This is a genomic window from Microcoleus sp. BM001215392 (assembly GCF_036700185.1).
GTDB lineage: Bacteria > Cyanobacteriota > Cyanobacteriia > Cyanobacteriales > Microcoleaceae > Microcoleus.
Window position 1 is genome coordinate 3,369 of record NZ_JAUBOJ010000150.1, and the last position, 12,158, is coordinate 15,526.

General features: G+C 45.0%; 8 protein-coding genes. 5 read left to right on the forward strand and 3 right to left on the reverse strand.

Annotated elements, in window-relative coordinates; genetic code table 11:
- Positions 1–99 precede the first annotated feature (99 nt).
- Entirely contained in the window at positions 100–777 is a 678-nt protein-coding gene (locus QT974_RS17185) for an N-acetylmannosamine-6-phosphate 2-epimerase (protein WP_333469657.1), read from the reverse strand.
- Positions 778–896: 119 nt separating this feature from the next.
- Entirely contained in the window at positions 897–1,223 is a 327-nt protein-coding gene (locus QT974_RS17190; protein WP_333469658.1) for a four helix bundle protein, read from the reverse strand.
- 123 nt (positions 1,224–1,346) lie between these two features.
- Between QT974_RS17190 and QT974_RS17195 the strand changes: the two genes are divergently transcribed.
- Positions 1,347–2,603: an RNA-guided endonuclease InsQ/TnpB family protein gene (locus QT974_RS17195; RefSeq protein WP_333469659.1), complete on the forward strand. Its 1,257-nt coding sequence runs from the start codon at positions 1,347–1,349 to the stop codon at positions 2,601–2,603.
- A 107-nt stretch (positions 2,604–2,710) separates the two neighbouring features.
- Here the strand turns inward: QT974_RS17195 and QT974_RS17200 are convergent, their stop codons facing one another.
- Entirely contained in the window at positions 2,711–5,266 is a 2,556-nt protein-coding gene (locus QT974_RS17200) for a hybrid sensor histidine kinase/response regulator (RefSeq protein WP_333469660.1), read from the reverse strand.
- Between the two features lie 249 nt (positions 5,267–5,515).
- Between QT974_RS17200 and QT974_RS17205 the strand changes: the two genes are divergently transcribed.
- The 4 genes from QT974_RS17205 to QT974_RS17220 form a co-directional block, all read left to right on the forward strand.
- Complete coding sequence (locus tag QT974_RS17205) at positions 5,516–6,802, forward strand: chemotaxis protein (RefSeq protein WP_333469661.1); 1,287 nt, start codon at positions 5,516–5,518, stop codon at positions 6,800–6,802.
- A gap of 59 nt (positions 6,803–6,861) precedes the next feature.
- Positions 6,862–7,170 carry a hypothetical protein gene (locus QT974_RS17210; protein ID WP_333469662.1) on the forward strand — a complete coding sequence of 103 codons (309 nt, stop codon included), beginning with the start codon at positions 6,862–6,864 and terminating at the stop codon, positions 7,168–7,170.
- Between the two features lie 173 nt (positions 7,171–7,343).
- Positions 7,344–9,269 (forward strand): response regulator, encoded by a 1,926-nt coding sequence (locus QT974_RS17215; RefSeq protein ID WP_333469663.1) that lies wholly within the window; start codon positions 7,344–7,346, stop codon positions 9,267–9,269.
- Between the two features lie 318 nt (positions 9,270–9,587).
- Positions 9,588–12,158: PAS domain S-box protein (locus QT974_RS17220; protein ID WP_333469664.1), on the forward strand; the 2,571-nt coding region annotated here is incomplete at its 3' end.

The window sequence follows — 12,158 nt, forward strand, 5'->3', positions numbered from 1 at the left end:
TTTGGGTGAGGAGTTTGGTCGGGCAATTTAGAAAGAAGAAGGACTAAAGTCCTCATTACGAACCTATTGTATTTTTCTGGTTCGAGCGAGATAATAATATTACTTCCCGATCGCCGATTGATAGGCTGTCACTTTAAGATCAATTCCAGTGATGTCTGTGCCGACAACTACAGCCGCCGCTCCTAAATCTAATGCTTTTTTTGCCATTGATGGTGCAGCAATTCCGCCTTCGCAGATAACGGGAACCTCAAGCTTTTGTACCATTTTGGCCAGTAAATCAAATCCGGGCGGCGAGAATTGTTTTGTTTGGGGAGTGTAGCCAAAAAGAGTAGTTCCCACAGTATCTGCACCAGCTTGGGCTGCGGCGATCGCAGCTTCTATGCTATCTACATCCGCCATGACTAATTTCCCTAATTCGCTGTGAATTCGATCGATTAACGTTTTTAAGTCTTCGCCGCCAGCAGGGCGGTGTCGCAAAGTCGCGTCAATCGCGATAATATCTGCTCCTGCAAGTGCGATCGCCCGTGCGTCTTCAAACCGAGGAGTAATGTAAATCTCGCATCCTGGCAATTGCTGCTTCCAGATCCCAATTATCGGAGCCGATAGCTGTTGTCGCACCGCCGCAACGTGAGCTGGAGTGTCAATCCGCACCCCCGAGGCTCCTCGATTGATGGCGGTGCGGGCCATTGCTGCAATCACGATCGGATCGTACAGCGGCGAATCAGCAGGTGCTTGACAAGAAACAATTAATCCTGTGGGAATTTGACAGTTAATCATGGGGAATTGGGGTATGGGGTATGGGGTATGGGGTATGGGGAATTGGGCATGGGGAATTGGGCATGGGGCATCGGGCATGGGGCATGGGCCCGCGCAGGGAATTGGGCTTTTTTTGTAATTTATTCCCTGTGTCCTATTGAACTCAAATAAGCGTTAAGTTTTGGTAGTAATTTATCGACAATCGGTTTAAACTTGCTTACTTCTTCGCTGGTGATAAGTTGTCTAGTATAGGCTAATCTTAACCAGTTTACGGTTTCGTACAATGAGCCTCTCGCAATTTTTACAAAACGCCGATTATCTTGGTCATTATAACGACCTCTTCCTTCAGCAATATTAGCACAGACACTATCAGCAGACCGAACTATCTGTTTGCCCATCGTATCTTTTGTGAAGTAATCCCATTTTTTAACAATCTCCCAAATCTGATTTGCCAAACTTTCCGCCAACTTATCAGAAAAATGGGTTTAACACTCCATCCTTTTAGGACGGCTTTTCTTGATTCTGGAATGGGTTGACATCTTTTGTAGACCAATGTAAAATTAAATAACAAACCGATTCTAGCATGACAAATGAAAGCCCGGTATCAGTACAGATTTTACCCAACCGATCAACAACGACAGAGCTTAGCTCAGTTGTTTGGTTGCATTCGGGTAGTCTGGAATGATGCCCTGGCTTTTTGTCGTTCTGCTGAAAAGTTACCAGGATACAACAAGCTTTCGGCCTTACTTACTCAATCAAAAAAAACAGAACAAAGGCAGTGGTTGAAAGATGTTTCGTCTGTTCCATTGCAACAATCTTTGCGACACTTAGATGTAGCCTACCGCAACTTTTTCAATTCCCGCAACGGCAAGCACAAAGGCAAGAAATCTGGTTTACCTAAATTCAAGAAAAAGACAAACAATCAAACCGCCGAATTTACTAAGACCGCTTTTTCGGTTTCCGGTGAGTATGTCTATCTAGCAAAGATAGGTGATATTAAGCCTGTTTGGTGTAGAGAATTGCCGTCAGCGCCTAGTTCCGTGACTGCGATCAAAGACTGTAGCAACAGATATTTCCTAAGTTTTGTTGTTGAAAATGAACCGAAAATGCTAGAGTCCACCAATCAGTCTGTGGGAATTGACCTGGGATTAAAGACTTTTGCCGTTCTGAGTACAGGTGAGAAATTTAAAAGTCCCGACTATTCCAGGTGTGACAGAAAAATCAGGAAACTTCAGCGCAAATTAGCACGTCAAAAAGAAGGTTCTAATCGAAGATATAAAACAAGACTAAAGATTGCTAAATTACACAATCAGATAGCTGATACCAGAAAAGACTTTCTACACAAAGTTTCAACCAAAGTAGTGAGCGAAAACCAAGCAATTATTTTGGAAGACTTAAATGTTTCAGGTCTGGTTAAAAACCGTAAGCTATCTAGAGCAATTAGTATGCAAGGTTGGCGTGAATTTAGGCTATTATGTGAGGCAAAATCCGAGAAATTTGGTAGAACTTTTAGTACCGTTAGTAGATGGGAGCCTACAAGTCAGATTTGCTCGGATTGTGGTTTTAGATGGGGCAGATTAGAGCTGAAAGTTAGGACTGTTACCTGCTTAAATTGCGGTAAAACTCACGATAGAGACGAGAACGCGGCCAAGAATATAGATCAAGTCGGGATGGGGAATCGCCACGACTCTAAACGGACACAGAGGGACTGTAAGACTGGCTTGCCAGCAAGACCCGATGAAGTGTCAAGAATCACCGCACATAAGAGGTCGGTGAGTATTTCAAAAACCTCTAATTCCTCAAAATCAGGTCTTCCCATAATTACCTCAAACACTCAGTTATATTAAATGCCCCAATCCCCCATGCCCCATGCCCCATGCCCCATGCCCCATGCCCCATGGCCCATGCCCCATGCCCCATGCCCCATGCCCCATGCCCCATGCCCAATTCCAAATTACCCATTACCAATCCCGGCGGCCATCAAAGAAAGAATTTTGTCAAGCAATTGCTCCGGGTGAATTGGTTTAGCCAAACAATCGTTAGCTCCCGCAGTCACGAAAGATATCTGATCTACAGCAATTTCATTAGCACTTAAAGCCAGAATTTTGAGATTTTTAGTAGCGGGTTTCTGGCGCAGTTGTTGAATTATTTCGCAGCCATTCATCCCGGGTAAACGCATATCCACAATCACAGCATTGGGCTGCAAAAGTTCAATTTGTTCTACCGCCGCCGAGCCTTCAATCATCCATACTACTTGCATTCCTGCGGCTGTCAGGATATCGCAAATCAGCATGGCAGTTTCTTCATCTTCTTCTACGAGAACGAGGCTGCCCCGTAAGGAGGAAGAGTGCAGCGGTAAAGATGAATTCGATTTTTCGTATTTGAATTTTGTGGATTCATCTTTGCTTTGAGTTTGGATGGGTATAAAAACAGTAAAAGTAGAGCCAACATCAACTGTAGAGTTGACTTCGATCGCGCCGCCGTGAAGTTCTACTAATTGTTTAGTCAATGCCAATCCCAAACCGGTGCCGCCGTATTCGCGGCGGTAGGGGGAATCTAACTGCTGGAATTTTTGAAACAAGAGCGATCGCTGATTTTCGGGAATTCCAATGCCGGTATCTTTGATTTGAAAAACAGCGGTGCTACCTGGGGGTGCAGTACCAGGCTGCCGCACTGCCGGCGTTCGATTTTTATCTTCTGTTATCCAGACTCGCAGGATGACTTGCCCGCCTTCGGGAGTAAATTTAATCGCATTTCCTAAAAGATTGAAGAGAATTTGTCTCAGGCGGCGCGGGTCAGCGGTGAAGCGATCGCATTCTTGTTTGATCCGCTGTTCTTGGATTAGTTCCACGCCCTTAGCCACAGCTTTTTCTTTGAGCGCGTGCAGGCTCTGAGAAGCTAGTTTAGAAATGGAAAATTCACTAATTTTTAATACTGCTTTTCCTGCTTCTACTTGCGACAAATCTAAAATATCGTTAATTAATTCTAATAAGTGGTCGCCGCTATCTCGGATAGTTTGCAGGTACTGGCGCTGCTTGGCGATCGGCACTTGTTTGGTGCCAACTTTGCCATAAGACCACCGCAGCAGCGTGTCGGAAATGCCGATGACGCAGGTGAGGGGAGTTCGCAATTCGTGGCTCATAGCTGCCAAAAATTCGCTCTTGGCGAGGCTGGCGGACTGGGCGGCGGCGAGTGCATCGCGCAGTTCCCGCGTGCGCTCTATGACGCGCTGTTCGGAGGTACACTTTTGTTGCTGAACTTCTGCATAAAGTTCGGCTTGGTAAATGGCGATCGCCAAATGTTCTGCTATTTGCCGCAAAAATGTTTTTTTGCTTTCCTCCCACTCGCACACAGTACACTGGTGGGCGATTAGCAGCCCCCACAATTCGTCTTGAACTACGATCGGCACTAGCAACTTCGCCCGCACCTTCGCCCGCCGCATCAACTCTAAAAAACAAGGCTGGGAACAGTAAGTTATTTCCACATCCGCGACGCACAAAGCCAAACCTTTGCGATATTTCTCTCTGTCGATGACTCCATCGGGAAAACACTGGGCGCCTTCACTAAAATTCAGTACAGACGAGATATCATCGCTAGCTAAAGCTTCGTAGGTGACGCGACCTAAATACAAGTAAGAACCAGAATTTTCTTTGACTTCGCCAGACCCAGAAACCTCCGCAGCTATTTCTTTACCTAACTCGCCCTTGCGCGGGGATGGCACTTTTTCAAATTGATAAATTAACAGGCGATCGACATCCAAAAACTCTCGCACTCTCGAAACAGCTTTTGACAAAATTACAGGCAATTCCAAAGTCTGGCGGATTTGAGTTGTCACCTGATTTAAAAGTCGCTCTTGTTGGAGTTGCTGCTGCAAAGCATCTTCCACTGGCTGACAAAATGCAATGCAGGAACTGGGAATTTGTACGTAATTGACGGCTTCGGGAATCTGGATTTGTAGCGTTTCAGCAGCGATCGGTTTGGGCGCGGAACTTTGCTTTATTTGTGTTTGCACCTGTAGGGGCGGGCGACTGTTTTTGCTAGCATCAGTAGCGAGAAGATCCAGCAAATTTAGGGTGAATTCGCTTTGCATAACTGCCGAGTTTGGCTGTAAATTTTCAATTGCTTGTTTGAGGGCGCGAATGTCAATTTGTCTTTGCGGTGGGGAAGTTATTGCTGCAAGTTTGTCGGAGAGGGGAGAGAGGAAATTCGCGATCGCCCCTGGGTCGAAAGTCAACTCCACATTCAAGTGGGAGTTGGATTTTTTGTTGTGGTGTTTGCGTCCGTTTTTTGCAGCCTCATCTAATATATTGCCTCGCAGCAGTGCGCTAAACCGATCCGATACCACTGCTGCAAACCTTTGATACGAGTTTTCCCCCGGATTTTCAGTACCTGCGAGATCGTCATCGGCGAGCCAAATCGCCCCGGGGAGTTCAGCCATTTGCTGTAACAACTGGTAAGCAGCCTCAAAGCTTGCTAGTGGTAAAGTCCGATTTAAGGTTTTTGGTTTCAATCTAGGTATTTTCCCGGTTGTTGTAAAAAACAAAACATGAAGGCCCCTGTTTTGGGGACGAAACCGGGGCGTGGCAGGCGCGGCAGCTCCAAAAGACTTAACATGAAAGTAGTCAGAAGCCCGGCTCTATTCAGACTCAGGAGCCAGAGAGCTGATTTCTCCCTATAGTTATTATTACTTTAAACTATCTTAATCCAGTATAATATCAATATATAATTTGTTAACTTCTACTTAACACTATCCGGGTAAATGAGCAATCCAACTCAACTCACCCCCGATTTTACGATCGGACATCTGCCGTGTCACCACTTCCAAGTGAGTGCTGCAACTCCAGGACAGGTAGTGGCCCAAAAATTCGAGCAAGAACCCGACCTGCCGGGAGTCATTATCACTCACGAATCGCAGGTATTGGGCATGATTTCTCGCGTCAAATTTCGAGAGCAAATGAGTCTTCCCGATCGCCTAGAATTTTACGGGCAGCACCCGATTCGAGCCTTGTTAGATTTTATGAGAATTCCGCCTTTGCTGATGGAGGAAAACTGGAAAGTTGACGATGCCGTGCAAGCGTCTCTCAACAGGCCTAAAGACTTAATATATGAACCAATTATCGTGGTAATGGAAAACCAGAGCCTCCGCCTTTTAGATGTTAAAACTCTGGTAATTGCCCAGTCTAAAATCTTAGGACAAGCTCACAAACTTATTCATAAATACCGAGTAGAAAGACAAAAATATCAGGCGCTAATTCAACAAGAAAAGGCAAAAGTTGAGGAATGCAATGAGCTTTTTAAATCCCAACAGCGCCAAGCAGAAAAATCGCAGAATACTCCCAGTCCCCAGGAAGTGGTACTTGTCAAACAAGCTGAAGAAATTGCTCAAATGAATCAGCGATTTGTAAAAATTGCGAAGCTGATTTCGTCGGAAGGTCGCCAAGCATTTCAAGCTACTTTTCAAGGTGCTAATTCTATTTGCAATAATACCGATAAAATTTTGGGGGTTGGCAAAGCAATCGCTAATGATTTAGAAACTGTTAACCGCACTTCCCGAACCATCCGGGAGGCGATCGAACAAGTCAGGCATTTAGCAGTACAGGTGGCTGTAGTTACCAATCAAATGGGAAATCAGCCCAGCGGACTCAGCCAAGTGAGTCTAGAAATTGGCAGACTGGCAAGTAAAACTTTTGAATTGGGGACTCAAATGGAGCAAATTGCCAGCCGATTTAAACTTCGGGTTCACGAACTCACGGAGGCAGCAAGAGCCGGTGCTAATGTGGCAAGATCGGTCACGATCAAGATCGATCGCGCGGAAATGGCTTTGTTAGAGTTGGAGGAATTAATAGCGGAAAAAGATATCAATTCAATGACAGCTATCACAGAACCTTTGGGAGTTATAAAAAGTGTAGATGCTCATTCTTTAGTTAAAGAGATAGAACACGCCGAAGTCGCAGTTTCCGAGCTAGAAGACATAGTTAAGCAGCAAGATTCATCGCAATATCTGATTCAGAAAATTCAGCAGGCACTGAAGTCAAAAAAACCATAAGATTCTAGTTGTCGTCTGATGAAACCTTTGCCTAGTTATAGAAAAAGCAAGTAGGTAATTTGGGGATTGGCTCAACAAACTTAAAGAATGGAAGCAAGAAAAAAGAAGAAAGAAGCAAGAAGAAAGAAGGCATGATAGGCTTCCTTTCGGCTACAGGGTTATCGAGAGACTTGTCCCGAACTTTGGCTTTCTTCGGCTTCGCTCGGGGGGCAAGACGCCCAAGCGTGAGCGAAGTCGAACTAAAGTTACCGCGCAGCCGAGATATAGCACAAGTCAATGCAACTGCTGAAGGTAAAAAAAGAGAAAAGAAAGCAGGAATGAGGTATTTAGGAAATCTAAAAAAAATCTGTTTTTTCAGCAATCAATAACGTTCTCATTGTCGGGCGCTGTGGGTTTAAAAAATAAAAACAAAATAATGATTGACAATTTAAATATGTCAACTATACTAATTTACAAGGATATTCAAGAGGTTTTTAATGTTATTAGAAATTCAAATAGTGATTATAAATAAAAAAAGTAGGTTGAATCACAGGTAATATTCATGAAAATCTTGCTAGTAGAAGATGACACAATTACAGTTAATTTGCTCGCCAAATCGCTGAACTCTCACAATTACAATGTAAATACGGCCGCAGACGGTGAAACAGCCTTGCAGTTGGCCCAAGCCTACGATTACGATCTGATTGTTTTGGATGTGCTGATTCCTAAACTAGACGGCATTAGTTTGTGTCGCAAATTGCGATCGTCCGGCTGCCAAATGCCGATTTTACTGCTGACGGCGCTCGACAGTAGGAGCAATCTCGTCGAAGGTTTAGAAGCCGGTGCAGACGATTATGTAGTCAAACCTTTTAATATCGAAGAGTTAATTGCTCGAATTCGGGCTTTGCTGCGCCGGGGAAAGGCAAGTTTGTCGAGTACAATTTTGAGATGGGAAAAACTGCAAGTAAACCCGGATACTACGGAAGTAACTTATGCTGAAAAGCTGCTGCACTTGACTCCCAAAGAGTACAATTTGCTGGAACTTTTTCTGAGAAATCCCCGGCGCATTTTCAGCCGCAGCGCTATGCTCGATCGCATTTGGTCTGCGGGCGAATTTCCTCAAGAAGAAGCTGTTACCGCTCATATCAAGGGGCTGCGGCACAAGCTGAAAGCAGCGGGGATGACTGTAGATTTAGTGGAAACGGTGTATGGATTGGGCTATCGGCTCAAAAGTCTGCCGGAGGATATGGATGGTCAAAAAGTTGCCCGAGAAACTTTAGAAACTGCTAAAAGTCAACAGATTTTATCTGTTGAGTCTAGCGGGCAGAGCCGGGAATTAAACAATGATGATGAGCGCCGCCTCAAAGTTTTGACTGTGGTTGCGGAAATTCGGGGTAAGTTAAGAGCAAATTTTATCGAAAAGGTGGCGATATTCGATCGCGCGATCGGTCAACTGAAAACTGGAAATTTGGACGACGAACTGCGGCGGGAATCTCAGAGTCAAGCTCACAAATTAGTGGGTTCTTTGGGAACTTTAGGGCTGCCGAAAGGTTCGGAAGTTGCGCGCAAGATCGAACATTTGTTGAAGGCAGAAAACGTCTTGAAACCGGGAACTGCCGAAAAGATTCAGGAATTTCTGGATTTGCTCAAACAAATCTTCGATCGCCCGCCGGAACCTGAAAGCAATTTAGTTACGGATATTTCTCAACAGCGGCGTGTCCTGATTGTGGATGACGATACTTTGGGGAGCGATCGACTGAAAACAGCAGCATCGGGTTCCGGCTTCGAGATAGAAGTCGCCAAATCTCCGCAAGCGGCAAGAATTGCCATTTCTCAACAGCCTCCGGACGCGATTTTGCTGGATTTGACATTTTCCAGAATTCAGGAAAACGGACTTGCTCTTCTCGCCGAACTCCTCCGTGAAAAACCAGAAATTCCGGTGATGGTGTTTAGCGGTCACAATCAATTGAGCGATCGAATAGAAGTTGCTCGTTTGGGAGCTTCCGGCTTTTTACACAAATCTCTACCCCCAGCAGATATACTCAAAGCAGTCGCCCAACTCCTCGATCGGACAGGCTCTGCTGCGGAAGCTAAAGTTATGGTGGTAGATGATGATGTGCATTTATTAGCTGCACTGAAAATGATTCTACAACCTTGGGGTTTTCAAGTAACAACATTGGATCGGCCCGAAAATTTTTGGGAGGTACTCGAAATCACTTGTCCAGATTTGCTAATTTTAGATGTGGAGATGCCCGGTTACAGCGGTATCGAGCTGTGTTTGACAGTCCGGAACGATGTGCGCTGGAGCAAGCTCCCTGTGCTATTTTTGACAGCACATTCTGAATCGGAAACAGTGCGCCAAATGTTTGTCGCAGGTGCTGACGACTACGTGAATAAGCCGATCGTGGAACCAGAATTGATTGCTCGCATCCTGAATCGTTTGGAGCGGACTCAACTCCGCCACCGACTTGCTCAGACACAACGCTAAGTTGACAGTTGACAGTTGACAGTTGACAGTTGACAGTTGACCGCAAGAGGGCGATCTATACCTGGAAGGAAGATGATTGGAGTAATGAATAGTCTTCTTTTTGGACGCATGGGGGCCAAGAAACCGGGTTTTTTACCGAATCTGCGGTCTACAATCAAGTATTTTCGTAAAAAAACCCGGTTTCTAAACACTCGTGCGTCCAGGACTATGTTATCAAGCCCGCCGCTCCCCCCTGATCCCTCCCCCGTGAAAGCAAAATTGCCCGATCGTCAAAAACAAAGGCTAATTTAAAAAACTTTCACTTCTAACAAGAAAGCCATGATATTACCTTCAGACACAGCCGATCTTAATGACAGCGACTCCGAACCAATTTACTCATCAGCTTCGATTCAACCTCACGGCATCCTGTTGGTGCTGGAATCTGCTGTGTTGAAAATTTTGCAAGTTAGCAATAATATTTTTGAGGCGATCGGCATTTACCCAAAAGAACTTTTGGGCAGATATTTACAGGAACTTGTCGAGACTGAGGAAATTAAGGCGATTCAAAAAGCTTTATTTGAAAAAAGCAATCAATCTAACTATATCAGTTTATCATTTAAAACTCAAAACCGCAAGTTTTTTTTTAAGGGGACACTGCATCAATCAAGTTCAGTATTAATTATTGAACTAGAGCAGGTTGTTCCACCAAAAGCCAGCAATTGTTTGAATTTTTATCATTTAGTCCAAGAACCGATCGACAAAATCCACGAAACACCAAACCTGCAAGTGCTGTGTCAGACAGTAGTTGAAGAAGTGCGGAGGATGATCGGCTTCGATCGGGCGATCGTCTATCAATTTGATGCCACCGGCGCCGGGGAAGTCATCGCCGAAGACAAAATAGCAAGTTTGGCTCCTTTATTGGGGCTGCACTATCCGGCTGGCGATATTCCCGCCCAGGCAAGAAATTTCTTCAGCATGAATTTAATTCGGTTTATTCCCGATATTCACAGTCAGCCTGTAGAACTAATTCCTCACTGCAATCCGCTGACGGGTCGCCCCCTGGATCTGGCATTCTCTTTGTTGAGAACAGTTTCTCCTTGCCACGTTCAATATCTCAAAAATATGAAAGTTGGCGCTAGCATGACCCTGACATTAATCAAAGATCGAAAACTCTGGGGATTGATCGCCTGTCACCACCAAACACCAAAGTATGTCAACTACGAAACCAGAAAGGCTTGCGAAATGGTAGCTAAGTTTGTAAATCTAGAACTTAGCTACAAACAAGATAGCGAAAACTGGGAATATGCAATTTATCTAAAAGAAATTTGTCATACATTCATCAAAGAAATTTCTCTAAAAAACTGCTTTGTAGAAGGTTTACTTACATCTCAAGACAAATTGCTGACCTTAATCGGCGCTACAGGTGCAGTAGTCTGTGCCAATGAAAACTTAATTCCAATCGGCAAAACCCCGGAATTGGCAGAAATCGAAAAGTTAATTGCTTGGATAAAACCTCAAATAAATAATGATATTTTTCAGACAGATTCTCTCTCAAAACTGTATCCAACCTCCGAAAATTTTAAAGAAATTGCTAGTGGTTTGCTAGTGCTTGCCATTTCCGAGATGCAAAATTATTACATTTTGTGGTTCCGTCCAGAAGTAATTCAAACTGTCAACTGGGCCGGTCAACCAGAGGAGCAAATTGAATTGAAACTGGATGGCACCAGACCGCTATCTCCTCGCAATTCCTTTGAGTTGTGGCAAGAAACTGTCAGGTCAAAATCTTTGCCTTGGCAGCGTTGCGAAATCGAAATAGTCCGAGAACTGCGAGTAGCAATTACTAGCATTGAGTTGCGGAAAATCAATCAGCAGCTCAACTTAGCTTTGTCGGCTACCAAAATCGGATTTTGGGACTGGGATGTGCAGAGAAATCGCGTTGTCTGGTCAAAGGAACATGAAGAGTTATTTGGGTTAGCCCCGGGAACTTTTGCGGGAACTTATCAAAGTTTTACAGCTTGCATTCACCCAGAAGATTTAACAGGTGTGCAGAATGCTGTGAATCAGGCACTTGTCCAGCGAGGAGATTTCTTTCACGAAAACCGCGTGGTTTGGCCCGATGGCAGCATTCACTGGATTGAGGGGAAAGGTAAGTTTTTTTATAATGAAGCAGGCGATGCAGTGCGGATGGTGGGGACTGTTACAGAAATTACCGATCGCAAAGCTAGAGAAGTACAGTTGCGCCTGTTGGAATCAGCAGTCACCACCAGTAACGACGCGGTGTTAATTACCGAAGCCGAAACGATCGACGAACCGGGGCCGCGCATTCTGTATGTCAACCCAGCTTTCACGCGGATTAGTGGCTATACGCTAGAAGAAGTTTTGGGCAAAACGCCCCGCATTTTACAAGGAGAAAAAACAGACCGCGCCAGTCTCGATCGAATTCGCACAGCTTTGAAAACCTGGCAGTCGGTGCGGGTTGACTTGATCAATTACCGCAAAGACGGGACGGAATTTTGGGTAGAAGTGAGTATTGTCCCCATAGCTGACCAAACTGGTTGGTTTACCCATTGGGTATCAGTCCAGCGCGATATTAGCGATCGCAAACTTGCTGAATCCGCCCTCCAACAGCTCAACGAACTGTTAGAAATGCGAGTTTTGCAGCGCACCCGAGAACTAGAAATCTCTCAAGCAGAACTCCGGGAAAGCGAAGCTTTATTTCGCTCTTTGAGCGAGAGTTCCCCCGTCGGCATTTTCAAAATAGATACTGAGGGGAAATGTATCTATACAAATCCCCGGTGTCAAGCAATTGGCGGCTTCACAGCGGCAGAAGCTCTAGGAAAGGGGTGGATGGGGTTTGTTCACCGCGAAGACCTCAAATTAATTTTGTCTATGTGGTCCCAATCGCGATCG

What these genes read in the sequence shown, in the direction of transcription:
- QT974_RS17185 (WP_333469657.1), bottom strand. Translation starts at nt 777, where the DNA reads ATGATTAACTGTCAAATTCCCACAGGATTAATTGTTTCTTGTCAAGCA.
- QT974_RS17195 (WP_333469659.1), top strand. Translation starts at nt 1,347, where the DNA reads ATGAAAGCCCGGTATCAGTACAGATTTTACCCAACCGATCAACAACGA.
- QT974_RS17205 (WP_333469661.1), top strand. Translation starts at nt 5,516, where the DNA reads ATGAGCAATCCAACTCAACTCACCCCCGATTTTACGATCGGACATCTG.
- QT974_RS17215 (WP_333469663.1), top strand. Translation starts at nt 7,344, where the DNA reads ATGAAAATCTTGCTAGTAGAAGATGACACAATTACAGTTAATTTGCTC.